The sequence below is a fragment of the Candidatus Marimicrobium litorale genome (genome assembly GCF_026262645.1).
GTDB lineage: Bacteria > Pseudomonadota > Gammaproteobacteria > Pseudomonadales > Halieaceae > Marimicrobium > Marimicrobium litorale.
In genome coordinates this window covers 574,982-601,535 of sequence record NZ_SHNO01000001.1, presented here as the reverse complement: position 1 = coordinate 601,535, position 26,554 = coordinate 574,982, and the positions used below count along the sequence as shown (strand labels likewise).

The window sequence follows — 26,554 nt, the reverse complement described above, 5'->3', positions numbered from 1 at the left end:
TTTGTAAAGCAGCGGAGCCTGATCTACCATGCCTTCCAGTTTTTATCCTCCACTACGCACCTTGATGGGGCCCGGACCGTCCGATGTATCAGCCAGAGTGTTAGGCGCCCTTTCGCGACCAACCATTGGGCATCTGGATCCTCTCTTCCTTCAACTGATGGATGAAATCAAGGCTCTTTTGCAGTATGCCTTTCAGACGAAGAACCCGTTGACCCTGCCCATTTCTGCGCCCGGGTCGGCTGGCATGGAAGCCTGTTTCGCCAACCTTGTGTCCCCTGGGGACACTGTCATCGTCTGCCAAAATGGTGTTTTCGGCGGACGCATGAAAGAAAATGTTGAGCGCTGTGGCGGGACCGCTGTTATGGTTCAGGACGAATGGGGAAGATCTGTCGATCCAGCGAAAGTCGAGTCGGCCTTTATCGCGCATCCCGAGGCGTCTATTTTAGCGTTTGTGCATGCCGAAACCTCGACGGGCGCCAGCAGCGATGCCGCCGCGTTATGCGAGCTCGCCACACGCCATGGAGCGCTGTCGATTGTCGATACGGTCACTTCGCTGGCCGGTATCGAGGTTGCCGTAGATCGCTGGCAGGCCGATGCAGTGTATTCCGGCACGCAAAAATGCCTCTCCTGTGTTCCTGGTATCTCTCCTGTCACATTTAGTGAACGGGCTGTAGCGCGTATTAACCAACGAACGCACAAGGTGCAAAGTTGGTTCCTCGATATGCAGCTTGTAATGGAATACTGGGGCGGAGATGGTAAAAGGGCCTACCACCATACCGCGCCAGTTAACGACTTGTACGCTTTGCACGAGGCGCTTCTCATACTGCAGGAAGAAGGCTTAGAGGCTTCACACGCTCGACATCTACACAACCATCAGGCACTGGTAGCCGGACTGGAGGCCATGGGTCTTGCAATGGCAGTAGACGCAGCACACCGGCTGCCACAGTTAAATTCAGTGACCATTCCACAGGGAGTCGATGATGCCGCACTGCGCAGCGCGTTGCTCAACGAATTCGACCTGGAAATCGGCGCAGGATTGGGCGCACTGGCAGGCAAGACGTGGCGTATCGGCCTAATGGGCTTTGCGAGCAACGAGCGCAATGTTCTGTACTGCCTGCAGGCGCTGGAAGCTGTGCTGCAGAGCCAGGGAGCCCCCATCTGCGCAGGCCAGGCACTTCCCGCGGCCAGAGCCGCACTGGGCCAGTAATGACAGCCACGCTCCGCTAATCGCCCGTAAGCATGTTCCACAGGCGCTCGACGGGCGCGCCCTCCGACTCCCTGTGCACCAGGTAATTCGCGTGGGTCCCGTCTGAAACGTCGCGCCGCAATTCGATACTCCACAGAGGAGCGACTTCGTTGGGAATCATCGAGTAACGCACGTCAATAATACGGTTAGCATAGACCGGATCTCTCGCGATATACCCATTGCTAAACCACCGAAAACGCTCGATATCCTGCGCCTGCTGAGACCCCTGTCCCAACCAGGGCAAATCTCGATCTATATCCAATTTCTGTACCGATTCGCCAGGAAATACGCGAGGAGACAGGCTCGCGCGCACCGCATCTACATAAAAACGGTCATCGGTCTCGTACACGACCTTCCACACCAGCACATTTCCGAAACTCGGCTTGGCCTCCAGGCGCAGGGGCACATGCCCGCGAGCAGCCGCCAGTGCGCGGCCCATGTCCACCGCCTCGTTGCGCTGCCACACGCCCAGCGCCAGGTATGACAACGCCCAACAAAGCGCGATACGGGTATACATGGGTCTGCTGCGCCTCGCGGCGAAGATTACGGCGGCCAACAGGGGCAAAGTGAACAGCGGATCGATGATTGAGACGGTATTCCACGCTACCCGCCTGTCACTGAATGGCCAAAACAGCATGGTACCGTAGGTGGTGCAGGCGTCCAGCAGCGCGTGCGTGGCATAGCCCAGCGTGCAAAACAACAAAGTTTGCGGGAAAGCCAGGCCCCGCCGGCGACCAATCAGGGCATGCAGTACCAACGCACACAACAAGCCGCCCACGGGAATGAAGATTAGCGAGTGACTAAACTGACGATGATATTCTAAAAAAAGCATGGGATCGCTGCTGGACCGGATTAGTACATCCAGGTCGGGCGCCATTCCCGCGAGAAAACCCAAAAGGGCAGCGCTGCCAGCGTAGCGCCTGTTGCTTAGCGCCTGGGGAAATGCAGCTCCCAGCGCCCCTTGCGACAAAGGATCCATTAAACACCCCTCTGCAGAGGCGTTATGCCGACATACCGGTATGACGCCTTGCCGCAGCTATCAACCGGTGAGGCCTGCCTGTGATGCATGGTATCAACACTCCTGCTCGCCGTATGGGTAGCTTTTACCGCCCTTAATTTTTCCATCTTAAATAACGTCTGAGCCACTCCGGTGTCGGCGCGGCAGGACAACTCAACTACCCGTTCTGCAAAGAGTTCAACAGCGGGAATCGCACTCCCCTCTAACACAGCACCTGCTCAGAGGCCGCCATCAGTAGCATCAACTATCGTCTCTTTTACCATTGCAATATCCGCCACGCTGCGCAGCGCCACCCTGGCTATCGACTGACAAAAACTGCATTTACATGCGCGAAAAAAGGGGAGACAAGCTCCCCTTCCGACTGACGCCGGGCCAGCAAAAGCCAAGCCGCGGCCGCGCGCTATCAGGCAACCTCGTCCACACGCTCGACAATGGTGCCATTGGCTGTGCCACCGCCTTCGCAAATCGCCAAGAGACCATAGCGCTTTCCTGTGCGGTGCAACTCATGCACAAGCGTCGTCATGAGCTTCGCGCCAGTTCCGCCCAAAGGATGACCGAGAGCCTGCGCACCTCCATTGACATTGAGCTTATCTATGTCCGCACCCAATGCTTTCACCCACGAAAGGGGAACCGAGCCAAAGGCCTCGTTCACCTCGAACAGGTCGATATCCTCAAGCGTCATACCCGCACGCTCAAGGACTTTTTCAGTAGCAGGGATGGGGCCTTCCAGCATAATCACCGGATCGGAACCGATGACACTCATCGCCACGATGCGAGCCATCGGCTTCAGGCCGAGACGTTTGCAGGTGGCCCCGTTAGCGATCATCACGGCCGAGCCACCATCACAAATCTGGGACGCATTAGCTGCCGTGAGCACACCACCCTCCTGCATCGGCTCCAGTCCCGCGATAGCGCCTAGCGTAGCATCCATACGAATGCCCTCATCGGTTATGTGCTGCTCCAGTGAACCGTCTTCAAGCTCCACCTCTACTGCAACAATCTCCCTGTCGAAACGACCCTCTTCTACCGCCCGCTTTGCCTTGACGTGCGAATCCAGAGCGAATTCGTTCAGCTCATCAGAAGTTAATTCGTATTTCTTGGCTAACATCTCGGCGCCGGCAAACTGGTTGAACTGCACGCCAGGGTAGCGCTCGGAGATTTTCTTTCCATAAGGGAGTCCGTGCTCCATCTTGTAACCGTCGACGATATTGGCGCCAATCGGCACCTGACTCATACTTTCGACCCCTCCCGCGATCACAAGGTCCTGGGTGCCGGATAACACAGCCTGCGCGGCGAAATGCATTGCCTGTTGGCCTGAGCCACACTGGCGATCAACGGTCGTGCCCGGCACGCCCTCACCGAGCACCGAAGAGATACAGACATTACGGGCTATATTGCTTGACTGGGCACCCACCTGAGACACACAACCGAAGATCACATCGTCGACTTCATCGACCGCAACCCCTGTCCTTTCAACCAGGGCGTCGACGACTTCAGCACCCAGATCGATCGGATGAACCTTCGACAAGCGGCCGTTCTTGCGACCACCCGCAGTGCGCACCGCACCCACAATATAAGCATCTAGCATCGTTTAACCTCCTTTTCGTAGTAATATCACCGTCTGGACCCCAACTAGCGGGACCCTAATTTTTACCATACACAACCGCATCACCTCGCCGCGTCACTCAACAAGACTGCCGTCTTAAGCAGTCCCCTGCCGTGACTTGATCTCATTCGCATGGATAATTCCGAACAGAAATACGTTCAGCAAATGCACGGGCAGCGACCCTCCGGCCGACTGGCATAAACGGAAAAACACGACGACCTCAACCAGATGCACTGCAGCCAATATATAGAGTATCCGCAAAGACCAGGCACCCATAGAGGTGTCTCCCTGCGTGAGCGCAAGAACGGCGAGCACGAGGTAGATCAGTAAACTTACTATCTTGATTGGTGACATATTTTACTCCTTAAAACCATTATTATAGGCACCGGGGTCGAGTCGATGCATCTCCGACTCAATCCAGCGCTCCACCTCGGCCATTAACTCAACCTGCTCTCTACCCACAGATGACAAGGGCTGGCCAATGGACACATCGACCACACCGGGAATAAATGAAAAAGATCGACGCGGCCAACATCGTGCAGATGTCACGGCGATGGGTACGATATACGCTCCTGTGGCCACTGCCAAGCGCGAGGCGCCGGTTTTATAACTGCCTTTCTCGCCCCGCTCACTCCGCGTGCCTTCAGGAAACATGATAACCCACTTACCCCTGTCCATAAGCTCCAACCCCTGCTCCGCAACCTTGTTCCATGCGTTCGCACGCGCTGCTCGATCGATATGAATCATTTTCAGGCGGCCCATGCACCAACCAAAAATTGGTATCCGCAGTAGTTCCTGCTTGAACACATACGCCAGCGGGTGAGACGTATAGCTTGGAAAGAAAAACGTTTCCCAGGTGGACTGATGTTTGGGACAAAGAATGACACGGCGATTGTCTTGCGCAGACGGCAGATTTTCCGCGCCATGCACTCTGTAGCGCACACCGCCGACTATCCGCGCCACCTCTACCACTCCCCTCAGGTATGGTACGGCAAACCACCACCAGAGTTTCTTGTCATCGAGAAACAGTGAGCTCAACAGAAGCGCCGACCCGATCGGTATCACGGAAATCACCATCCAGATAAAAACGATAATTGATCTCAAGACATTCATGCACGGGTTCCAACTGGGGGTCGGGAGCATTAAACCAGATTGTCAGCCTCGACGAAAACCCACTTTCCGTTAATACCACTATTGTGGCTATAATGGACCGCGAGGAAACCAACTGGCTTGCAAGGATTGCACTTCTATGGCTTCGAGCCAACAACCTGGTCTTCATCCCCTCGCCAACGGCGCCTGGGCGTGGCTTGCCCCCGGGGGCGGCTGGGGTTGGAGTAATGCCGGCCTGATCGTTGATGGCGAAGAATCGATGCTTGTCGATACACTCTTCGATCTGGCGCTCACCAGCGAAATGCTGAAAAAAATGCAAGATGCGGAACCCCTTGCAAAGCACGTTGACACACTGATCAATACCCACGCCAACGGAGATCATTGTCATGGCAATGCACTGGTAAGTGGTGCAGAAATAATTGCGTCCACCGCCTCAGCTCTGGAAATGACTGAACTGACGCCAGAAACCATGGCCGAACTAATGGCTCAGTCCGGCGAATTTGGCGCCCTAGGAAAATACTTTCAGCATTGTTTTGGCGAATTCAATTTCGACGGTATCCCATTTACCCCCCCAACACGCACATTTGACGGCGAATTAGACCTGCGCGTAGGTGACAAGTCGGTAAAGCTGATTGAAGTAGGCCCGGCGCATACGCGGGGCGATGTGCTTGTGCACGTTCCCGGAGATAGCGTGGTTTTTACCGGCGACATCCTATTTATAGAAAGCACGCCGATCATCTGGCAGGGCCCCGTTAGCAACTGGATAAAAGCGTGCCAACTGATAGAGGATATGAATACTGACCTCATCGTGCCGGGACACGGCCCAATCACGGACAAACACGGCGTAGTAAAAGTACGGCAGTATCTTCAATTCGTTCATGATCAGGCCCGAATCCGCTATGACGAGGGTATGGGTGCCCAGGAAGCCGCCAAAGATATTGAGCTAAACGAGTATTCTGCTTGGTCAGACCCGGAACGAATAGCCGTTAATGTGGACAGCCTGTATCGAGAGTTTGCCGGGGAGGATACTCGCACCGACGTATTGGACCTGATGGCACGAATGGCCGAACTGGCGGGGTTCGATGCGCACTCCTGACAGGGTCGGGCACGTCTTTCTCCCCGCCTGGCGCCGGTTGCTGTGCCTATTACTACTACTGCAGTCCATGGCCAGTTTGAGCGACGAGCCCGTGCGCAAATTACTGGTACGGGATGGTCGTACGTTAGAGGTGATCATTGGAGTTGACTTCGACACCAGCGAACATGAGCGGCTGACCGACTGGGTCGCCTATATTTCCGACGCACTGGCCAATGTTTTTGGGCACTGGCCACGCCATCAGTGGGAAATAGCGATCACCCCTGCCGCCGCGGCGGGAGACGACCCAATTCCCTGGGCGCAAATTCATCGCAACACTGTGGATCGAGTCGATTTTTTCATTGCGCCCCGGGCGAGTCTGGAACAACTCAAACACGCATGGACAGGCTACCATGAACTCGCCCACCTACTGATTCCCTATCAGGGTTGGGGGGATAGCTGGTTCAGCGAGGGACTCGCCTCTTACTACCAAAATCTCATGCAGGCAAGAAACGGCGTGCTTAGCGAGGAGGAAGCCTGGCAGAGTATTTATGATGGCTTCTCGCGCGGGCGTGCAGACACTGAATTCGACGGACAAAGCCTCGAACAGGTTAGCAACACAATGCGCGTCAATGGAGGATACATGCGGGTCTACTGGAGTGGAGCGTGGTACTTCCTCACTATCGATGTGTTGCTGCGACGCCAGTCTGAAAAATCGATCTCCCTGGACACAGCGCTTCAAAAACTTAACAACTGCTGCGCTGACGACTCGTTGTCCGCCATTGAAATAGCGCGCAAACTCGACGAACTAAACGGGGTGGCACTGTTCGGAACTTTATTTAATCAGGCACGCCAATCAACACGCGTACCTGGGTTCGAGTCTATTTTTACCTACCTGGGCATCAACGTTATCGAGGGCAAGGTACAACTGGATACATCAGGACCCGGTGCGGCGTTGCGACAGCAAATTACGTATCTGCCAAACCTTAGTGAGTGACGTAACCTTTTGCCCCCCGTTAAACGGTTTGCGCGACGACTAAAGATGACAGCATGCTAAACTGGCAGCCTGATTGATTTTTCCTCGGCTTTAACTTTTCCCACACATGGTTATACTCGGGCCTGTGTGAAGGCAGTCGTGCGAGCCAAATGGTCTTGAAGAAACCAGAATCCAAAGCTGACATTAGAGACAAACTCCGCGAGGAAACCGAACGGTTCATTGCGAAGGGAGGGAATGTAGACGAGATTCCCCGAGGAGTATCCGGCCAAGATCCGGGCGACTCATCAATATTCCTAAACCGCCGGCTGTTTGTCGAGCCCAAGGCCACCCGCACGCTCGTTCCAGAGGTAGTCGCCGCGATCGAGGAGAGACGCAAGTCGAAGTATCGCCGCAGGTCCACCATCAAAGGTAAAACCCGGGGACCGCGACGCAAGGTAATCTACGACGACTTCGGAGAGCCGCTGCGTCGCATCTGGTCCGACGACTAATCTATGTACACCTCGCCAGAACATGGCTTCACACCGATTGCAATGGAGTTACAACGTGAACACTGACGTCACCCCCTTTGTGGTAGACATACCCCAGACTGAACTCGACGACTTGAGGCAACGATTACAACAGACGCGCTGGTCCGACAAGGAACCCTGCACGGGTTGGGCACAGGGAATGCCACTCGAATATACTCGCGAACTGGCCGATTACTGGGCACACACCTATGATTGGCGGCGCTTCGAGAACAAGCTCAACAGATGGTCACAGTTCATGACCAAGATCGATGGCATCGATATTCACTTTATTCACCAGCGCAGCCCCCATGAGGACGCCCTGCCCCTGATCATCTCCCACGGATGGCCGGGGTCAATCGTTGAGTTTCATAAAGTAATCGACGCGTTAACAGATCCTACACAACACGGCGGCAGCGCTGAAAGCGCTTTTCACGTCGTAGCGCCGTGCCTGCCGGGCTATGGTTTTTCCGGCAAACCGACAGAAACAGGAACCAGCGTCGAGAAAATTGGGCGGATGTGGGGGCAACTTATGAGTCGACTGGGTTATGCCCGTTACGTAGCACAGGGCGGAGACTGGGGGAGCATTATTACTCAGAGCATGGGCATCACCGAAACGGATCACTGCGCCGCTATTCATGTCAATATGCCCATCGTCGCACCGGACAACGACACAATGAGCAGCCTGAGCGCCGCCGAACAAAAAGCGCTGGAAGATATGTCAGCCTATATAGAAACCGGCTCGGGCTATTCCAAGCAGCAGTCCACCTACCCCCAAACGTTGGGCTACGGTCTGGCAGACTCGCCTGTGGCACAAATGGCCTGGGTGGTAGAAAAATTTTACATGTGGACCGACTGTGAAAACAATGGCACACGACATCCGGAAAACGTCCTGAATCGGGACGAGTTGCTCGATAACGTAATGATGTACTGGTTGAACAATGCCGGTGCCAGTTCCGCTCGCCTGTACTGGGAAAGTTTTAACAACGCCAGTATGGAGCCCATCCACATGCCGGTGGGTTGCTCTATTTTTCCGAAAGAAATTTTTCGTTGCAGCCGACGCTGGGCTGAAAAGCGCTTTACCCAGTTAATCCATTGGAATGAACTGGACAAGGGCGGTCACTTCGCAGCACTGGAACAGCCGGAGGCTTTCGTAGCAGAAGTTCGGGCCTGTTTTCAAACATTGCGCTAGGTGTGCTGCTTAGTCGAAATCTTCGCTGGTTTTCAACCTATTATCAAAAGCTGGCTCGTCGGCCCTGCGCTGAGACGCGCTCTCAGCAGTAAGCCTGCGCTCAGAGCGACGACTGTTGGCGCCTTGAGGCTGCCGCTCGTCGTCATCGCTGCTACCCGGCTCCGACACGTGCTCCTGCGACGGACGAGTTGGCGCTAGCGCTGGTGAGGGTGCGCTGTCGGAATCCACCATAGGGTGTGGCGCGAACGCCGGACGACTGGTCAGTGATGGCTCCCGGCCCGGCGCTGCGCCCGCCAACTCTTCTACAGGAACCGTATCTGGCGGCAGAAACAAGGGCGTCTCTGATGCGTCGTCCGACGAGGGAAAATCGCACTCGCTGTGCGCTGCAGTGAGCGGAGATAAATCACCAAGGCTGGCCGGCGGTATCTCCACAGACTCCACCTCGTCTCCCTGATCCCTCTCCGGGTGTGCCAGTGAATCGTGCATCCCGCTGTCGACAGCAGGATCAGACGGCGTCGCCGGATCAGCCGTTCGAGCGATCTCCTGCCTCGTACCACCACGCCCAATAAATTCCAGGTTTTCCAGCGCTGCGTAGGGCGGGGTCGGTGCCCGTTCAGGCGCCACGTGCGCACGCTCCTGCTCCTCGACCCGGGACTTCAGCGGAAATGCCGCAAGGTTGGGCGCACGACCCGGAGCCATACCCGGTTTGAAATGTTCTGGATCCAGCTGCCGAGCTTGTTCGACCAGCGTGTAGGCCGGCTGAACGTCTCTTCCAATGGGGTTTGTGCTTGATTTTGATACGGGCGCGCTGCTCTCAAAGGCTTGCTCCCCCCCGGCGGCAACCTGCATGAGTTGCATCTCCAGCGCCTCGCTCTGGATATTTTCCTCCGCAACCTCTTCCGGTAGGGAATCATCCCGGCCGGCACGCTGCTTCAGCACCTCGCTCGCACATTCTGCCCAGCGACCAAAGTGGCAAGACTCAGTCGGATTGGGCATACGGTGTTTGCGGAACGCGGTCATTGCTGCCACAAATCGACTCGATACTGCCCGGTAATAGTGGATGTGATCCTCAGCTTCCAGGGAGAGCACATCGGCATTGTCACGAATAATCAGCATCTGGGGAGGAAGCTGTCCCTGCATGAGGTAAAGAAGTTCAGCGAAAAATGCCAGACGGTAGGTCAGCCTCGACATCTCTCCAGAGCGCGTCTCGCAGGGAATATAGAGGAAATCGCCCAGCTGGGAGTATCCGCTGGTTTTCATCAAAAGATCGAGCCGGTCAGAGAAATTGCCGTCAGCCAACTGCCCGTCCACAATAAAATCTGCGCCTGCCTTCATCGCGGCGATGGTCGCAGCGCGGCGCTCTGTCTCATCGGTATCACAATCGATTTCGATGACACGTCGCCCCTCGGCGCGCAGCGTTTCGGCTATGTTGGCATGGGGTGACTGGGGCTGGGGCGGCCAGATCGCGCCGCGATCAGGAAGAATACCGTGATCTGGATTTTCGAGGGTCAGACGCTCCATCCACGTCGCAAAAGGCGACTCCCTGAAGAGGGCCAAGTCGTCTTGCGAATACGTTACGGCATTATCGATTGTATAGCGATGCATAAGGTACGGTCTGCTTTCATGTCAGAAAACAACGTAAGTTCGAAAACACTTAAGCCGTTCGCGTATTTATATCTGAATGACCCCGCCGTGTCTATCTCAGTGAAGGCAACTCACCCGATCAGGTCATGCAAAAAACATCCGCGCGGGGCGTAGTGGTTGAAAAACGACCAGTCAGGACCGCCTGTCTAACGGCGCTCATAAATTATTGCCCCGCCTATTACAGTCAGGTCGACCTGCAACGCTCGCATAGCCAAGGGGTCCCGCAGCAGATCACCAGACAGGACCACCAGATCGGCCAGCTTACCGGGCTCCAGCGAACCCCGGTTATCGTCCTGGAATACTTGCCAGGCTGCATCGATAGTCACCGCCCTCAGTGCACTCATAAGATCGATGCGCTGGTCCGGGCCTAACACGTCGCCGCCAACCGTCTGGCGATAAACCATACTCCAAACCGCCTGCAGGGGTTGCATGGGGGTCACTGGCGTGTCGAGATGTGACGAAAACCGCACGCCGTATTGCTGCGCCCAGCGAGAAGGACTGATGTTTTGCGCCCGCTGCGGCCCCATGAAGATATCCCTGTGCCGATCACCCCAGTACCAGGTATGAGCAGTAAAAAAACTCGGCGTAACGCCCAGCGACGCCATCCGCGCTACCTGGTCCTCCCGGGCCATCTGCCCGTGGATAAGAATCATGCGCGGGTCTTGGCGAGGGTAGGACGCCTGCGCCGCCTCAAACGCATCCAGGATGTCTTCAATAGACGCATCGCCATTGCCGTGAATAGCGAGCTGATAACCCGCTTTGTGCAGTGCCGCGACCTGCTCAAACAGTTCCTCCCGGGCAATGGAGGGGTAACCGCGGTAATCCTCGTCACCGTGATACGGCTTAAAATACGGTTCACTCAGATAACCGGTGTACCCCTGTATGCTGCCGTCGGCTACGAGCTTAACCGGCCCCATGTAAACCCTGTCAGTGGTGTAAGCGGCGGGATCATAGTCGCCATTCAACAGATCCTTTCCGTAATCCCTCTCCCAGGGAAACAGCACTAGCCGCTGTGGCACCACACCGAGCCGACTGAACCAGTAAAGGCCTGAGACCAATGCAGGCCCCACACCCCCTGACTGAGCGGTGGTAACACCCATGCTGGAGTATTCGTCGGCGGCGAATTTGAACAGCCGATAGGCATCAAAGACACTGGTGCTCTGCATCTGATCCAGCAGCGTCATCCGCGCGTTTTCTTCCAGCAAGCCATTAGGCTCCCTCGAACCATTGCGGCGCCCAATCACACCCCCCTGTGGATCAGGCGTACTCGCATCGATACCAACGATTTCCAGGGCCGCACTATTGGCTACCAACATATGGCCGGACACATGCAGCAGCGCAATAGGATGATCTGTAGATATTGCATCAAGCTCCGCGCGTGTAGGATGGCGCTTTTCCACGAGCAAGGTGTCATCGTAGCCAAACCCGGTAACCCATTCGCCGTGGTCCGTCACTTCGGCTCGTGCGCTGATCGCGGCGAACACATCAGCCATTGCTTGCTTGTCGCCAATGGGTGGGCTGTTCAAATCCGTGGACATCACACGTAAACCCGATCCCGGGAAATGGCCGTGAGCATCGATAAAACCTGGCAATAGCGTGCGGCCATGCAAGTCGACAACCTCAGTATCTTGGTTGACCGACGCCATGATCTTTTCGGTGCTGCCGACCTCGTCGATGCGCTCACCACGCGTGGACAGGGCCTGCGCTACTGTACCTGCCTCGTCCATCACCAGTACGCTGCCATTAACGTACACTCGATGCGCTGGGGGCGCCGGGCCGCGCAAAGCTACAACGAACAACACTGCCACACCCGCCAGTAGCAAAAGCACTGTGAAAACAAGAGATTTCCAGTTCATCGCAAGGTCGCCTGTTTCAACCAATCGTCAATTAAGTGCAGGGACCGGCGCCCTGACTGGTGTTACGTAGATACCTGGCTCATGCCACCTTACCGAGGACTATGTCCGCCATCCTTGCCCGATGCCAGGGGCCATCCCCCCATAACATCTGACTGTGTGTCTGGCGCTTGAAATACAGGTGCAAAAAGCACTCCCAGGTAAAGCCGATACCCCCGTGAAATTGCACCGCGCGCCCGGACGCAAAAGCCGCCAGATCACTCGCCGATGCTTTCGCCATATGCGCAAATCGCGCGGCCTCATCCGGCTCAAAATCAAAAGCGCACGCGGCGTTATAAACCAGCGACTTCGACTGATCGATATGTATCATCACGTCGACCAAGGGGTGCTTAACCGCCTGAAAAAAGCCCAGGGAGTGGTCAAACTGTTGCCGCGCGTTGGCGTAATCTACCGTTGTCTGCAACTGCCATTCGGCGGCACCGGTGATGTCTGCCGCCAATAATGTCCACACTGCTGGCATAGCCTGCTGCAATGCCGGCAGGCCGTCGGCACAGACAGGCTCTGCTGCCACGCTGTCAAAAGCAATGTGCGCCTGATCACGAGTCAAATCTACGATAGCGTCAGGTTGCACGGTAACCCCAGGCGCATCAATCGGCACCCAGTACAGAGCGATTCGCTCTCCGTTCCGCGCTGCAACCAGCAGACGATCAACCTTGCGGGCGTCCTGTACAAACCACGCCGTACCACTCAGCGTACCAGCGTCGCAGACTACTTCGGTTAGAGCCGCATCCCACGCGCCATCACGATTGATCGTGGCCAAGCTGGCGGTGCGCCCCTCCGCGATTTCAGTCAGCGCCGTCTCTGCATCAGCGCCGATCGCCGCTAATACGTAGACCGCGTTGAGTGTCGCCAGAAGCGGGCAAGGAAATGCAGCGCGACCCACCTCTTCAACCAGCCCGGCTACGGCAGACAACGGCATACCCAGGCCACCCGCGGATTCCGGCACCGCTACAGCGGCCCAGCCCAGCTCCACCAGTTGTTGCCACAAGGCTGCGTCCCAGTGGCAACCACTCATGCGCTCCGGTTCGAAATCGGCCGCTACCATCGTATGCAGCTTGTCTGTGGTGAAGTTGTCCGCAAAAAATTTTCGCGCAGAATCTTTCAGGAGAGCCGCTTCCTCTTCAAAACCAAAATTATCGGGCTGTGTCATGCTGCTCTCCTCCTACTTCGATTTAGCCAGGCCGAGCACTCGCTCACCCAGTATGTTGCGCTGCACTTCACTGGTACCTGCAGCAATGGTCATGCCGTATGAATTCATGTAAGAAAGCGGCCACTGTCCGCCCGCGGGAGCGTTGCTATCGCCCAGGTACAGCGATGCGCTGGCGCCGGCAATCTCTAGCGCCAAGGCGCCGATATCCTGCGCGATTTCACTGGCGAGCAGTTTGTTTTGCAACAGCAAGCGCGAGGGGTGATCCTGCAGGCCCGCCACCCGGGCTCGACGCTGATTAATCCCCAATCCCGCCTCGCGGATAATCAGCTGCATAATCTGGTCCCGCAGCAGAGGATCCTCCAACGCAGGCCTGCCATTGCGCATCGTGTTGCGCGCCAGATCGATAAGGCTGCTTGTCGTTGTAGAGTGGGTTGTCTTGCTCTTCATACCTCCCGCAGACGGCGTCTTCAGGTCGCCTGCTCCGCGCTCGTGCAGCAGGGTCGTCATAGCAACCTGCCAGCCCTTGCCTAGTTCGTCCAGACGGTAGCTGTCGTCGACCTCCAGGTCTTCAAAAATCACTTCGTTGAAGCCGGTTTCACCGGTCATCTTGATCAGCGGACGCACCGTAACACCGTTGCCCAGTGCAGAACGGATTGGCACTACGAAATAGGACAGTCCGTCGTACTTGTGTGAGCGATCGGTGCGCAGTAACAGGATCATCCACTCCGCGAAGTGCGCCAGCGAGGTCCAGACTTTATGCCCATTGATTAACCACTTGTCGCCCTTGCGTTCTGCAAAGGTCTGAACACTGGCGAGGTCGGAGCCCGCTCCGGGCTCACTGAAACCCTGGCACCAGATATCTTCACCGGAAAATAAACGTGGCAGAAGTCGCTCTTTCAACTCGTCCTGGGCATGGTAAAAAACGGTCGGCGCAGCCATGCCCAGGCCGATAACGTTCGGCAGGAAAGGCGTGCGCGCTCCCTTCATTTCTTCGTTGGCGATACGCTGACAATCGGAACGACTACCACCTCCCACTGTCACAGGGTAATCACAGCCAATCATGCCCGCATCGTACGCCGCTTTCTGCCACGCCTGCAGGTAATCGAGTTGTTCCTGCGTCATGATTTCCAGCGGCGAAAGGGGCAGTCGCACACCGGGCTCCCCGGGTTTATTGGCGGCCAGCCAAGTGCGGCAATGTTCGCGAAACTCGACCTGTTCCGGTGTATCCTGGTGGGCACTCTCTGTCATTGTTACTCCCCTGCTTTAGTGATGGGACTGCCCTAACCCAGGCCCCGTTCTGGTTACCGCGTTGTCTCTATTTTGATCGCCAACTACTCAATAGTGTGGCGGCTTTTCCTGAACGGAATTCTCCGTGGTGACCTGCATCGCCTGCTCTTCCTGACGCTGTTGCAGCAACTCCAACTGACGGCGCAACAGGAGAATATCGCGCTGTTGCTCTGCCAGCGCAACATCCAGATCGCGAATGGTATCTTCCTGAAACGCCAACTGACTCTGGAGGTCAATAACCTGTTGCTCCAGGCTCTCCTTCTTTTCCGACATAACTGCGTTATCTCCGGTTTTTCCGGTTTGCTCTCAGGCGACGGACTAATATACTGCCCACGTTCCTTAAATACACGACTTACGCCATGAGCAAACAAAAAAAATCGAATAGTCGCCTGGTCTATTCAACAGAGGCCGGTCGCCTCTGCCCACAATGTCAACGACCTGTCGCTGGATGCGTCTGCGGTAATAGTCGACCCGCCGCAACGGGCGATGGCATTGTGCGCCTGCAGCGCGAAAGCAAAGGACGGGGAGGCAAGGTTGTCACCCTGATCAAGGGCTTGCCCCTTGCAGGGGCAGAACTGCAGGCGCTGGCCAGCGAGTTGAAAAAAAAATGCGGCACGGGTGGCGCATTGAAGGGCGATACGGTCGAAATCCAAGGCGACCGCCGAGATTTATTAAAGCAGGAACTGGAAAACCGCGGATACACGGTAAGACTGTCGGGGGGCTAGTCGATTTAGGCGGACTTAGCGTCTTTATCGGCTATGTTAGCCTATTTTTTTAGATATTCTCCGCCTCACCGCGTACTCATTAGCCCTCGAACAGACCGCGTCGCCGGTCAGTTAGGCGCACTTCCCAAAATTACTGTGAATATTCACCTACAACCTATTATTTTTATTGGATTTAATTTTTATCTGTGTTAAAAATTACACTGTGAGCACGGAACAGACGCGAACAGGGGTACATCTCCACTAGACGCCTCTCGATAACCTGACCACAAAGAACAATAACACTGCACAGCAGTCTCTGACGGATGAGTCATCCCTGCGAGGAAGTAGGATATGCACGTGACCGCAGAACACCTGAGAGATCAGGTCATCAGACCCACCCTTGAGTATATGGGCGCCTGGACTCCCGCCGCAGAAGCGTTTCTTGTGGATACCGCTCTCAACCCACCCGACGTGGGACTGTTTTGCTCGCGGCAGGACAGCTTGGGGCTTTATCGCATTACTGCAGCCCAACACCGCGACCTGTGGGATCGCTACCTCGCATTTAACCCGGAGTTCGCGGCAAGGGTGAGGGGACTGGCAAGCCAGCGGGCATTTCTGACCAACCCGGACAGCGAGCTACAAACCAATCTCAGCTACTGCACAGCGATTGCCTGGTTGATGCAACAGCGCGCGGGTGGATTCACCGAGACATCGGCTGCTGACGAAATGGCGCAGGCATAAGACTGCATCGGGGCGGCGCCAGCTCCATCCCTCTGCGCCCCCCATCATTTCGATATGTGTGCGCCTACCCCCTGCCGGATTGACTGCCACAAGTGCATATCTTCTGGCCGATCGATATCGGCAAGCGCCGGTAGTTCTGTAAACGGTACCCCTGCGCGATCCAGTGCGGCTCGCGTACAGGCGAGCACCCGCTCGGTTCCCCAGGGTATATCCTGGAACATCGTCTCTCGAACACATCTCGCGCCGATCAACACGTAGCCCCCGTCGAGCGCGGGGCCCAGCACTACGGGCGCCTCCTCCAGAGCGACAACCGCCTGACGCAGGTAATCACCATCGATCGACGGACAGTCGCTACCCACAAGGATCACGCAGTCGAAATGCGCGAGTCGTCCACAGAGCGCGTGGAACATTCTCTCTCCCAGGTCTTTCCCATGCTGCCGCGACAGCCGGGATACGCCCAGTTGACGACAGCTATGGAACAGGGGGAAATCAAGGCCTCCGGCCACGCAAAGCTCCACCTCGCCCAGGTCGCTATTCACAAGTTGCGTGGCGGTCCATTGAGTGAGCTCACAGTGAAGGTCACAGGCCTGCTGCGGTGACAGATAAGGCAGTAACCGAGTCTTAACCCGGCCCGGCACCGGCTCCCGGGAAAATTGGATAAGGCAAACCCGCGGCGAGGCCAAATCAGCGTTCATAATAGAAACGCGACAAAGTCTCGGGCGACACACCTAGCCAATAGGCCAGTCTTAACAACCACATGCGCACCACCGTGGCCGCGGTACCCCCCTGCTTCCAACGGCGACTGGACGTCATCACGGGTGCGGCGACGATCACAGGGGAAGCCAGCCTTCGCAGGCGTTTACAATACTCCACATCTTCCATGAGAGGCAGGTCGGCGAAACCACCGGTAGCCCGAAAGACGGCGTTGCGGACCATCAACATTTGATCCCCCGTCGCCACGGAGGTCAAGCGGGAGCGTCCGTTCATACACCATTCGATGATCCGCATTGCCCGGCCGTTGCCATCAAGCCTAACATGGCAAAAACCCCAACAAGGGGATGACTTCAAACAAGCCCGCAAAACATCGAGTGACACCGTTGGCGAGCTGTCGGCATGGAGAAATGCCACGTAAGGCGCAGCCGCCGCCTGCCCTCCCAGATTCATTTGGCGGGCGCGACCCCGCTCTGCCAGCAGTAATTGATCACACAGTGGCAGAGCCGCCTTCACGCTCCCGTCTGAACTCCCACCATCAACGACAATCAACTGGCAACCGGGATAACGCTGCCGCAGATCGCGCAGGAGAACACCTATCCGGGCCGCCTCATTCAACACCGGAATGACGAAGGTCACCCACGGCTCACTCATACGCCCAGTGCGCCTCCGCAGCTGCTTCCCTGACCCGCTGCGCAGCCATAGCAGTGCTCACCAATGGCGATCGCCGTCTCCTCCAGTGCTTCACCCACCAGCAAATCGTCGATATGCCGCCACTTGTCACTCGCCAATAAAGGCATGTCCAGCATCTGGTTAAAATCGCAATCGTAAAGATAACCGCGCCAGTCGACGCTTAGCATTCGCCGGCACATCAAAGTGTGCAGATTGTCCTCACTGAAATTGTCTCGCAATAATTGCATGTATGACGTGAATTGCTGCTGCGCCATCAAGACTGCGCCAAAGCGACTGATCGGCATGTTTGTGAGGGTCAGCAGGCGGGTAAAACGAATACCAAATCGCTCGCCTAGCTCGCGTCGATAATCATCCTCAAGAATCTGCTGCGGTGGCGGCAAAACCGGGCCAATCGGGTTATACACCAGGTTCAACACCCGTGTCTCACCGTAACCTAATTGGTTCAAACAGCGTAATGCCTCGATGCTGCGTTGATAAACCCCCTTACCGCGTTGCGCGCTGACGTTGTCCTCGCTGTAACAGGGTAAGGAGGCGGTAACCTCCACCTCGTTTTCTGCCAGGAACTCCGCCAGCTCTTCCTGTCCCGGCTCCTGCAGTATCGTCAGATTACAGCGATCGATAACGCGCACACCTAACGCTCTTGCCCCTGTGACCAAATAGCGAAAATGAGGATTCAACTCCGGCGCGCCGCCGGTCAGGTCCAACGTGTCCAGCCCTGCCCTCTCAAGCAAGCCAAGCACACTGTCGACTGTTGCCCTGTCCATTAGCTCGGTGCGCTGAGGACCTGCATTAACATGACAATGCAGGCATGACAGATTGCACAGATAACCCAGGTTTACCTGCAGGGTATCCAGTTTCGCCCGTGATATGGGTGGAAAATCGCTTTGTAACAGTAGGGGGCGGCTGTCTTGCATTATAAGTGGGCGACCGGACGTTGACTCGCTAGTAGCGGTCGCGCTGCTCCTCGACAGTAAACAGATTTTGAGTATTGCCCAGCAGATACTGGAACACCACATTGTACGCGAGTACCGCCTGCACATAGTTACGCGTTTCGCGGTACGGAATCGTTTCGATCCACTGAGTGACTGGTAATGTGTCCGCCGACTCACGGCGCCACCGATCGACCCTGTGAGGCCCCGCGTTATACCCGGCCAACGCAAACACTCGATTGCCGCCAAAGCGATCCAGCAACTGGCGGTAATACGCACTACCCAGCCTCACGTTATGCTCAACATCAAACAGCCGGGCAGTCGTATGTGATACACCCAGAGACGATGCAACGGCTTTGCCTGTAGCAGGCATGATCTGCATCAGGCCACGTGCACCCACCGGTGACCGCGCCTTCGGATAAAACGCACTTTCGCGGCGAGCGATAGACATCAACTCTGTGCCGGAGACATTCTGCGTGGCCGCGTGACGCTCGAAGATATCGCTGTATGCTGTTGGAAAGCGCTGGTTAAGTGCGTCCCATGCCTGCGCCTGTGTCGCAGCATCAATCGCCATACGGTCCCAGCCGTTGCGAGCGGCGAGCAGCATCAGGTCGGTGAGCAGCGCTTCTTCAGTTGTCTGCTGCAACAATGTGTACCACTCAGAATGCGCTAGCGCGTCATCACCGTGGAACTTGAGTTCTTCGATTCTCGCGATGGCCGGCAACGTAACCGAAGAAGAATCGAGTGCCATCTGAGGGCGTTCGTGCTTGAAGGCGTAGGGCCGCTTGAGACGGTCCGCCGCCAAAAAGCCGTAATAGTCGCGCTCTCCGGCAAGCTGTTCGTAAATCGCTTCTGCTGCAGCTTTTTCCCCAGCACGCTCCTGAGATACCGCACGCCAGTAACGCCATACATTTTCCTCCATGGCACCCGCGGACAGCAGTGCGAGATAGCGCGATAGCGCATCCCAATCCTGCTCCGCAAGCGCCTGGCGAAGCCGGATGCCGACAAGGGTGTCGTCCTCGAGTCGCGCTAGAGCGGCTTCAAGCCAGTTATCATCCTGACCAACGCGCGCGAATAAGCTCTGGCGAGCAATGGCATACTCGACTGCACGCACCTGTTCGGGACTGAAAGACAAACGCTTTTGCAGAGTTGCCCAGTGAGCCTGCGCCTTGGGCGGACTGTATCGAGCAAGATACGCCAGTCCGCGCGCCGCGATGTCAGCAGACCGGGGATCTCCTGCCGGTAGATTTTGGCGCGCAACAGATTCAGGATCGCCGTACACATCAATCAACGTATTTGACCAGGGCGTGAGAGCAGAGCTCGCCTTACGGCCGACATAGCGCATCAAAGAGGGCTGCCTCGCATCGAAAGCATTCAGGAGTCGCGTCCAGACAATATCATCCGTCAGTCCGCCTGCCGCCATCCACGCATCAAAAAGTGGGTCGCAAGACGTTGGCCTGGACTTGCCGTGCACCCAGAGGCGCCCTGCCCCCTCCAGGGCAATATCGCGACTACCACGCGCCAGATGCGCGCGATAGTAATAGCACTTGAGCTCTACACTGTTGGGCTCCTCTGCTTTGACTGCGAGCAGATCCTGCCAGCGCTTGTTCTGTCCCGCGCTGCTCAGGTATTTACCCAAAAAACGGTTTGCGAGAGGCGTTCCCGCACTCGACTCAATAAACGCGAGGGCCTGCGCCGCTGACACCGCGTCAGGGCCTTGGGTCAGGCGGTAATAATCGAGATACAGCGCGAGGGGGTAATCATTCAGGCCAGCCCGCAGTTGCGAAACAGCCTGCCAATCGCCTAATGCCATCGCCTGCACTGCCATGGCATAGTCCCGACGCGCCTGATCATCGGGTGCAGCCTGACCAGTCAGGGGCATCACAGCCATAAGGACTGCAAGGAGAGACAGGCTGTGGCAAACGTGTCGCGCGAGCCGGTGACCCATTCTAGTACCCGGGGAATCGTTAGAAATCAAACGGACCAACCATCGCTTCTTGCACGCCGCAAAAATTACTGAAGTGTGCGATACATTATCACAGTGCGCCCACTCGCCACGAACCCTGTTTACACTTTCGCATTCCAGCATTCAGACGATGGTCTGCGCTGCGCCGCAGTTATTCTGCGATGACCATTAGCCGTCGCAGGCGATCGTTCTCCGCGCGCACCGAGCGCAGCTCATCCAGCAGTCCCAGGGCAAGTGCAACCCCATTCCAGTCGGTTTCAAGATCCCGCTGCAAGCGGTGGGCTTTTTGGATAACGACCACCATCTGGCTGTCGAACAGCCACTCCTGCGGCCGACTACCCGTTGGTTCGACAATACCGGTATCGACAATCTCCACCAGCGTGTCAAGGGGCAACCGCGCGCACTGGCAAACCTCCACAACGGTCATACTCATAGTATATTCACTCATTCCTTATTCTCCCACTGCCCACGCGGCGCAAAAGTGGACCGCTCAGCGAGCTGCTGCCAAAGCTCATCACAGTGCTCATCTGCTTCCGGCATAACCACCGATAAGATAGCGTACAGATCCCCTTGATTATCTGCCCGACCCAATCCCTTGCCGCGAATTTTCAGCTTCCGGCCGGTCTGGCTGTGCGCAGGAATACTCAAGCGAATGGCACCATCGAGCGTTGGCACCGTCACCGTCGCGCCCAGTGCCGCCTCCCAGGGTGCCAGGGGTACCGTAATAGACAGATCAGCATCCTCCACCGCATAGAGCGGATGCGCCGCCAGTTGAATATTGAGGTACAAATCTCCCGACGGCGCATCGCCAATACCGGGAGCGCCCTGACCTTTGAGTCGAATTCGCTCACCGTCAATCACTCCCGGAGGTATCTTCACCTTGAGCGTCTTGCTCTGCCGAGCCAGGTTGCCCTGATCGGTAAAAAACGGCACTTCGTACTGAATGGTACGAGCCTCACCACGCAGGGCCTCCTCGAGGAAAACGGCAAGTCGAAATTCTATATCCTCACCGCGCTCGCTGAAGTGCTGCCGCGAAAAGCCCTGTCGCGAACCATGGCCTGATTGACCAAACGCCGACTCGAAAAAATCTGAAAATCCGCCCTGAAATTCACCGCCGTCCGACGACCGCGGGTCGGCCTGCCATCCGGGGGGCGGCTGAAAGCCGCCGTCACCGCCATACTCCCGTAGCTGGTCGTACTCAGCGCGCTTGCCAGCATCCTTGAGCACTTCGTAAGCCTCTGATATCTCCTTGAAGCGGTCTTCAGCGCCGTCGCGCTCACTCACGTCAGGGTGGTACTCTCGAGCGAGTTTTCGGTAGGCTGACTTGATCGTCTTTGCATCGGCCTCCGGTACTACACCCAGCACCTCGTAGTAGTTCTTGAATTCCATATTATTCCAGTCTGTTGTACAACACTATTCCAAACCTTGCCCAGCCACTTCGGGCGCGGACAGAACTAACGTCTTACGTCATTGATAAACGTAAACGCCAATCGATGCAACTTTACCTATCGAAAAACGCGCTCGCGAGGCGGGTCTGCACACTGCACACATCCGGGTTTAACACATAGAGAGCTTCCCCGTTTCCTTGAAGCACGTCATCCTATCTCGCTTGCCGGGGCGAACCTACGTGTTCCCGCGACCAGCGCACGCTATCTCTACGCCAAGATCGCAAAAGCACACTGTAGAAGCGCGAAAACTGATACATTAACGCGCTACGCGCATTCGGGGAGTATGACTATTATGGACAGCGTGATCGATGGAATAGAGTATGGGCCGTTAGCCGGACTGCTCGGGCAATGGTCTGGCAAGAGAGGCATGGATGTCTCCCCGGACAACCAGGCTCAGGACGACAAGACCGCATTTACCGACGAACTCACATTCAGAGTGGCTGGCGCGGCTGAAAATGCCGAGGAACAGCAACTGGTCGGTGTGCGATACCGTCACGTAGTGCGCAAATCATGCAGCGGCCTGATCTTCCACGACCAGATCGGGCACTGGCTTTATGAGCCCGCGACCCACACCATCATGCACTCGCTCACCATACCCCGAGGCGTCTGCATTTTGGCCGGCGGCAAACTGGCAACTGAAGGGCAGGCTCTCGTGTTCGATGTGAGCGCAACAGCAGGGGACGACACCTTTGGCGTACTGCAATCTCCTTTCATGAAAGACAAAGCAAAAACCAGAGCCTTTACCATGAAACTGATTCTGCAGGACGATATACTCAGTTACAGAGAGACCACATCGCTGCACATTTACGGCGCCGATTTCGAACATATCGACGCGAGTAAACTGCAACGAATAACCTATGACCCCGACTGATCGCGATCACGACCTGACTATTGCAGGGTATAATGGCACCCATGCCAACCGCCACTGACATTCTGCGCACCACCTTTGGTTACCGCGCCTTCCGCCCGCCCCAGGACAGGATTATCGAGACATTGGTATCCGGTGGAAATGCCCTGGTACTGATGCCCACAGGCGGCGGAAAATCGCTGTGTTATCAGATACCGGCTATCGTAAGAGACGGCTGCGGTATCGTTATTTCGCCATTAATCGCACTCATGCAGGATCAGGTAAATGCGCTGCGACAACAGGATGTCGCAGCGGCTTACCTCAACTCCACACTGGATCAGCAGACAGCGCAACAGGTGGAGCAAGATCTGCTTGCAGGCAGGCTGGATCTCCTTTACGTCGCACCGGAGCGTCTTAAACAACCGCGCACTTTGGCGCTACTGCAACAGGCCCCCGTCGCGCTGTTTGCTATCGACGAAGCACACTGCGTGTCCCAATGGGGCCACGATTTTCGAGCCGATTACCTCCAGTTGAGTCTCTTGCACGAGCAGTTTCCGCACATTCCCCGCATCGCATTAACCGCCACAGCCGATGAACGCACGCGAGAAGAAATTATCACCCGGCTAGCTCTTGGCGACGCCCAGCATTTTATCGCCGGATTCGACCGACCGAATATCCGCTACCGAATTGGACTCAAGAATAATGCTCGACAACAACTGTTGCGCTTTATGAAAGAAGAGCATCCAACTGACGCCGGCATTATTTATTGCATGTCGCGTAAAAAAACCGACGAAACCGCCGCTTGGCTGCAATCACACGGATTCAACGCCCTGCCCTATCATGCGGGTCTAGACAGCAACCTGAGAGCCGAGCACCAGTCACGCTTTCTTCGCGAAGAGGGCCTGGTGATGGTCGCAACTATCGCGTTCGGCATGGGTATAGACAAACCTAATGTGCGCTTCGTGGCACACCTGGACATGCCTAAAACCGTGGAAGCCTATTATCAGGAGACGGGGCGCGCCGGGCGCGATGGCGAGCCCGCGAACGCCTGGATGGTGTACGGCCTGCAAGACGTCATCAAACTGCGTCAAATGACAGCGTCCTCCGAGGGCAATGATGCGTTTAAACGTGCAGAACAGCACCGACTCAACGCGATGCTTGGTCTGTGCGAAGTGACCAGCTGCAGGCGACAATCTTTACTCTCATATTTTGGGGAAAACCTGCCAGACCCCTGTGGCAACTGTGACACCTGCCTGCAGCCGGTGGCCACCTGGGATGGCACGGATGCGGCACGAAAAGCTTTGAGTGTCGCCTATCGCACCGGCCAACGTTTTGGCGTAAACCATCTGATTGACGTTTTGCGAGGCGCCAACACAGACAAAATTCACCAATTTGACCACCAGCTGCTGCCGCTGCACGGGCTGGGAATCGATATCGATAATAATCAGTGGCGCTCTGTGTTTCGCCAGCTGGTAGCAAGGGGCTATCTGAGCGTGGACCTCGAACGGTTTGGAGCACTGCGTCTCGAAGACAAATGTCGCCCGCTTTTGAAAGGCAACGAAGCAATCAATCTGAGGCGCGACACCACGACAGAGGTCGCAAAACAAACCACGCGCACTGCGCTACCAGACACCATTGATATTGCGCTGTGGGAGGCGCTCAGAGAACACCGCCGAGAGCTTGCCGAGCAACAGGATGTACCACCCTATGTGATTTTTCATGACCGCACGCTGCAGGAAATGTGCCAAAGCTTACCCACAAATCCGCAACAGTTCGGCCAGCTCACCGGTGTGGGCGAGCGCAAGCTGCAAAAATACGGTGGTAGCTTTATTGCTGTGATCAACGGCCATCTTCAAGCCACTATTACTTGAAATTAACACACAGATTCCGTTTGTTTCGAACGCCTAGAAAAACAATCCGAGCGTGGGCAGCTCGATGTCAGCGTAGTCCAATACCACTTCACGATCCTCAATCCTGAACCCCTGCGGGGTATCCTTTAAAAGATCTCTGCGCTGACCGCTGTAAAGGGTGTGGCGACTGCCAGGACGTGCATAGTAGAGATGAAAATTGCTGAGCACATGAAGCCGGTTGCCGTCCCTCTCCATTAACTCGATATTACCGACAATCCGACGGGTGCGTGCCGGCGGGTGCTCCGCCCATGAGTTAATTTTATAAGCGCGCTCAGCACGCAGCATCAGCAAGCTGTATCCCTCCTCTCTCAAGGGTGCACCCATGGAGTCGCTACCCTCCAGTTCGCGATCGGGGTGGAGCATCTCCTCATTACCCCGGTCGCGGTTATTGACCTGCACGTTCACGCGTGACGGCACCACGTAACGCACGCTCTCCGAGAGCAATGCGAGCCACTGTTTATATTGTCGATTGTCGAGCAAACGCGCTTCATGGAAGTAAAATCGCTCCAGTGCGCGGTGTTGCTCAGGGCTTGTATCCATTGACACAGCGCTCATTCCACATCCTCCACTGCCATCAATTCATCCCGCCAGCGCGCAAAAAAATGCCGGGCATAAAACTCATTTGCAGTAACGCTGACAAGGCCTGGAAAATCAGGATGAGGCTTCTCCTCTCCCAGTCCCAGCCCGTAGAAGTACTTGTGATCCTCGGCAAAATCGATATTGCTGCCATTGAACTGCTGTACCCAAACCTCCGCATCCTCCTGCTCGAGTATTCCTGCGGGGCCAAAAAACGAAGAATAATTAGTGCGCAGTATTTTTTTGACCGTGTCCGGAGCGTCAGCGGGCACTGCGGGCCACGACCAATATTCAACCTTACCGGGGCCTCGCGGATGAGACACCTTGAAGGACGTATTGGACCAGAGGAACGACAGGTTAGGATAGATGCCGTAAGTCAGCCCCTTCATTCGGGCTCTAATATCGCCTACGCGCTCTGCTGCCTTCGCCTGAATACCGCGCAGATACTCCTGTACCTCAGCACCACCAAGAATAGCACCCACGCCCTCCATCCCCCAAGCGACCTCGTCCACAGGCGCGTCCTCCGGCATCAAGCGGAACGTTGCACCGTGCCCTGGTGCCGTCACCACGCTATGTCCGATTTGCTCTATAATATCCTGCGCTTCACGGGGAATAATCGCGGCATGCAGGAAAGCACCGTGGTTGACGTCGCCCAGCTGATTTTCAACCGGCAACTTCCAGTTTGCATCCAGCACCCAGCGATGCGGAGCACCCATGAATTCAATGCCATTTTCGAAACGGTCGAAAAATGCGTCGAGGTAAAAACGCATATCACCAAGGTAGTCTTCCAGCGGCACGATGGCTTCATCGAAGCTGCCAAAGATCATGCCCCGCCACGATTCGACCCGCGGAACCCGCTTCAGACCGAGCTTGCTTTTGTCGGGCTTGCCGCTCACCGCGCTTTCCTGCGGAATAGCGATCAGGTCACCCTCTACTGAATACGACCAGCTGTGGTAGGGACAAACAAACCGCTTGGCATTTCCATGGTCGGAGCGGCAGACGGGAAGCCCCCGATGCGTGCAACTATTGATGCTGGCATGAATACCACCGCTCATTCCCCGCGCCAGAATAATCGGCGTTTCGCACATGTAAGCCTGCACAAAGTCACCCGGATCACGAATCTGTGACTCGTGGCCAAGAAAGAGCCAGGAACGGCCGAAAATTGCTCTTTTTTCCAGCTCGTAAACCCACTGCTCTGACCAGCAGCGCCGACTGATACGGGAGGCATCGGTACTGACCAACTCACTGATACGGTGACTCATCTGGCGGCCTATAAATTATCAGTTAATAA

The 26,554-nt window shown here is 56.1% G+C and carries 26 protein-coding genes; 9 read left to right on the top strand and 17 right to left on the bottom strand.

Features of this window, described 5'->3' with window-relative positions; genetic code table 11:
- The first annotated feature begins 28 nt into the window (after positions 1 to 28).
- Positions 29 to 1,207, top strand: a complete 1,179-nt coding sequence (locus tag EYC82_RS02760) for a pyridoxal-phosphate-dependent aminotransferase family protein (protein ID WP_279248030.1) — start codon at positions 29 to 31, stop codon at positions 1,205 to 1,207.
- Positions 1,208 to 1,223: 16 nt separating this feature from the next.
- On the opposite strand, the gene EYC82_RS02755 is transcribed toward EYC82_RS02760, so the two are convergent.
- From EYC82_RS02755 to EYC82_RS02740, 4 genes are all read right to left on the bottom strand, one after another.
- Positions 1,224 to 2,225, bottom strand: a complete 1,002-nt coding sequence (locus EYC82_RS02755) for a metal-dependent hydrolase (RefSeq protein WP_279248029.1) — start codon at positions 2,223 to 2,225, stop codon at positions 1,224 to 1,226.
- A gap of 442 nt (positions 2,226 to 2,667) precedes the next feature.
- Positions 2,668 to 3,852: an acetyl-CoA C-acetyltransferase gene (locus tag EYC82_RS02750; RefSeq protein WP_279248028.1), complete on the bottom strand. Its 1,185-nt coding sequence runs from the start codon at positions 3,850 to 3,852 to the stop codon at positions 2,668 to 2,670.
- Positions 3,853 to 3,966: 114 nt separating this feature from the next.
- Positions 3,967 to 4,224, bottom strand: coding sequence for a hypothetical protein (locus tag EYC82_RS02745; RefSeq protein ID WP_279248027.1), 258 nt, complete (start codon positions 4,222 to 4,224; stop codon positions 3,967 to 3,969).
- 3 nt (positions 4,225 to 4,227) lie between these two features.
- Positions 4,228 to 4,983, bottom strand: a complete 756-nt coding sequence (locus EYC82_RS02740) for a lysophospholipid acyltransferase family protein (protein WP_279248026.1) — start codon at positions 4,981 to 4,983, stop codon at positions 4,228 to 4,230.
- Between the two features lie 136 nt (positions 4,984 to 5,119).
- Here EYC82_RS02740 and EYC82_RS02735 point away from each other — a divergent pair, with 136 nt between their 5' ends.
- The 4 genes from EYC82_RS02735 (at position 5,120) to EYC82_RS02720 (ending at position 8,744) form a co-directional block, all read left to right on the top strand.
- Positions 5,120 to 6,076 carry an MBL fold metallo-hydrolase gene (locus EYC82_RS02735; protein WP_279248025.1) on the top strand — a complete coding sequence of 319 codons (957 nt, stop codon included), beginning with the start codon at positions 5,120 to 5,122 and terminating at the stop codon, positions 6,074 to 6,076.
- Positions 6,063 to 7,049 carry a M61 family metallopeptidase gene (locus tag EYC82_RS02730; protein ID WP_279248024.1) on the top strand — a complete coding sequence of 329 codons (987 nt, stop codon included), beginning with the start codon at positions 6,063 to 6,065 and terminating at the stop codon, positions 7,047 to 7,049. Before EYC82_RS02735 ends, EYC82_RS02730 begins: the two co-directional genes overlap by 14 nt.
- Before the next feature lie 155 nt (positions 7,050 to 7,204).
- Entirely contained in the window at positions 7,205 to 7,537 is a 333-nt protein-coding gene (locus tag EYC82_RS02725) for a hypothetical protein (RefSeq protein ID WP_279248023.1), read from the top strand.
- A gap of 55 nt (positions 7,538 to 7,592) precedes the next feature.
- Positions 7,593 to 8,744 (top strand): epoxide hydrolase family protein, encoded by a 1,152-nt coding sequence (locus EYC82_RS02720; RefSeq protein ID WP_279248022.1) that lies wholly within the window; start codon positions 7,593 to 7,595, stop codon positions 8,742 to 8,744.
- A gap of 9 nt (positions 8,745 to 8,753) precedes the next feature.
- Here the strand turns inward: EYC82_RS02720 and EYC82_RS02715 are convergent, their stop codons facing one another.
- The 5 genes from EYC82_RS02715 to EYC82_RS02695 all read right to left on the bottom strand — a co-directional run bounded on the left by EYC82_RS02715 (position 8,754) and on the right by EYC82_RS02695 (position 15,011).
- Positions 8,754 to 10,349 carry a hypothetical protein gene (locus tag EYC82_RS02715; RefSeq protein ID WP_279248021.1) on the bottom strand — a complete coding sequence of 532 codons (1,596 nt, stop codon included), beginning with the start codon at positions 10,347 to 10,349 and terminating at the stop codon, positions 8,754 to 8,756.
- 185 nt (positions 10,350 to 10,534) lie between these two features.
- Positions 10,535 to 12,244, bottom strand: a complete 1,710-nt coding sequence (locus tag EYC82_RS02710; protein WP_279248020.1) for an amidohydrolase — start codon at positions 12,242 to 12,244, stop codon at positions 10,535 to 10,537.
- Between the two features lie 79 nt (positions 12,245 to 12,323).
- Complete coding sequence (locus EYC82_RS02705) at positions 12,324 to 13,451, bottom strand: acyl-CoA dehydrogenase family protein (protein ID WP_279248019.1); 1,128 nt, start codon at positions 13,449 to 13,451, stop codon at positions 12,324 to 12,326.
- 12 nt (positions 13,452 to 13,463) lie between these two features.
- Entirely contained in the window at positions 13,464 to 14,699 is a 1,236-nt protein-coding gene (locus tag EYC82_RS02700; RefSeq protein WP_279248018.1) for an acyl-CoA dehydrogenase family protein, read from the bottom strand.
- An 87-nt stretch (positions 14,700 to 14,786) separates the two neighbouring features.
- Positions 14,787 to 15,011 (bottom strand): SlyX family protein, encoded by a 225-nt coding sequence (locus EYC82_RS02695; RefSeq protein ID WP_279248017.1) that lies wholly within the window; start codon positions 15,009 to 15,011, stop codon positions 14,787 to 14,789.
- 86 nt (positions 15,012 to 15,097) lie between these two features.
- Between EYC82_RS02695 and EYC82_RS02690 the strand changes: the two genes are divergently transcribed.
- A complete protein-coding gene (locus tag EYC82_RS02690) occupies positions 15,098 to 15,463 on the top strand; it encodes a translation initiation factor Sui1 (protein ID WP_279248016.1) in 366 nt (121 codons plus the stop codon).
- A gap of 330 nt (positions 15,464 to 15,793) precedes the next feature.
- Positions 15,794 to 16,183 (top strand): hypothetical protein, encoded by a 390-nt coding sequence (locus EYC82_RS02685; protein WP_279248015.1) that lies wholly within the window; start codon positions 15,794 to 15,796, stop codon positions 16,181 to 16,183.
- A 44-nt stretch (positions 16,184 to 16,227) separates the two neighbouring features.
- Here EYC82_RS02685 and EYC82_RS02680 read toward each other — a convergent pair whose 3' ends face one another.
- The 6 genes from EYC82_RS02680 to EYC82_RS02655 form a co-directional block, all read right to left on the bottom strand.
- The gene (locus tag EYC82_RS02680; RefSeq protein ID WP_279248014.1) at positions 16,228 to 16,878 is read right to left on the bottom strand and encodes a TIGR04282 family arsenosugar biosynthesis glycosyltransferase; all 651 of its coding nucleotides are present in this window, start codon (positions 16,876 to 16,878) and stop codon (positions 16,228 to 16,230) included.
- A complete protein-coding gene (locus tag EYC82_RS02675) occupies positions 16,868 to 17,548 on the bottom strand; it encodes a TIGR04283 family arsenosugar biosynthesis glycosyltransferase (RefSeq protein ID WP_279248013.1) in 681 nt (226 codons plus the stop codon). Before EYC82_RS02675 ends, EYC82_RS02680 begins: the two co-directional genes overlap by 11 nt.
- Positions 17,545 to 18,501: an arsenosugar biosynthesis radical SAM (seleno)protein ArsS gene (gene arsS / locus EYC82_RS02670; protein ID WP_279248012.1), complete on the bottom strand. Its 957-nt coding sequence runs from the start codon at positions 18,499 to 18,501 to the stop codon at positions 17,545 to 17,547. The genes EYC82_RS02675 and arsS overlap by 4 nt, the downstream gene beginning before the upstream one ends.
- Before the next feature lie 28 nt (positions 18,502 to 18,529).
- Positions 18,530 to 20,407, bottom strand: coding sequence for a transglycosylase SLT domain-containing protein (locus EYC82_RS02665; RefSeq protein ID WP_279248011.1), 1,878 nt, complete (start codon positions 20,405 to 20,407; stop codon positions 18,530 to 18,532).
- A gap of 226 nt (positions 20,408 to 20,633) precedes the next feature.
- Entirely contained in the window at positions 20,634 to 20,930 is a 297-nt protein-coding gene (locus EYC82_RS02660; RefSeq protein ID WP_279248010.1) for a chaperone modulator CbpM, read from the bottom strand.
- Complete coding sequence (locus tag EYC82_RS02655) at positions 20,927 to 21,871, bottom strand: DnaJ C-terminal domain-containing protein (RefSeq protein ID WP_279248009.1); 945 nt, start codon at positions 21,869 to 21,871, stop codon at positions 20,927 to 20,929. The genes EYC82_RS02660 and EYC82_RS02655 overlap by 4 nt, the downstream gene beginning before the upstream one ends.
- 351 nt (positions 21,872 to 22,222) lie before the next feature.
- On the opposite strand from EYC82_RS02655, the gene EYC82_RS02650 reads away from it, so the two are divergent.
- Together EYC82_RS02650 and recQ are read left to right on the top strand one after the other, a co-directional pair.
- The gene (locus EYC82_RS02650) at positions 22,223 to 22,801 is read left to right on the top strand and encodes a heme-binding beta-barrel domain-containing protein (RefSeq protein ID WP_279248008.1); all 579 of its coding nucleotides are present in this window, start codon (positions 22,223 to 22,225) and stop codon (positions 22,799 to 22,801) included.
- A 41-nt stretch (positions 22,802 to 22,842) separates the two neighbouring features.
- Complete coding sequence (recQ, locus tag EYC82_RS02645) at positions 22,843 to 24,648, top strand: DNA helicase RecQ (protein WP_279248007.1); 1,806 nt, start codon at positions 22,843 to 22,845, stop codon at positions 24,646 to 24,648.
- Between the two features lie 33 nt (positions 24,649 to 24,681).
- On the opposite strand, the gene EYC82_RS02640 is transcribed toward recQ, so the two are convergent.
- Both EYC82_RS02640 and EYC82_RS02635 read right to left on the bottom strand, forming a co-directional pair.
- On the bottom strand, positions 24,682 to 25,242 hold the full coding sequence (locus EYC82_RS02640) for an aromatic-ring-hydroxylating dioxygenase subunit beta (protein ID WP_279248006.1): 561 nt from the start codon (positions 25,240 to 25,242) through the stop codon (positions 24,682 to 24,684).
- The gene (locus EYC82_RS02635; RefSeq protein WP_279248005.1) at positions 25,239 to 26,525 is read right to left on the bottom strand and encodes an aromatic ring-hydroxylating oxygenase subunit alpha; all 1,287 of its coding nucleotides are present in this window, start codon (positions 26,523 to 26,525) and stop codon (positions 25,239 to 25,241) included. Before EYC82_RS02635 ends, EYC82_RS02640 begins: the two co-directional genes overlap by 4 nt.
- Positions 26,526 to 26,554 lie beyond the last annotated feature (29 nt).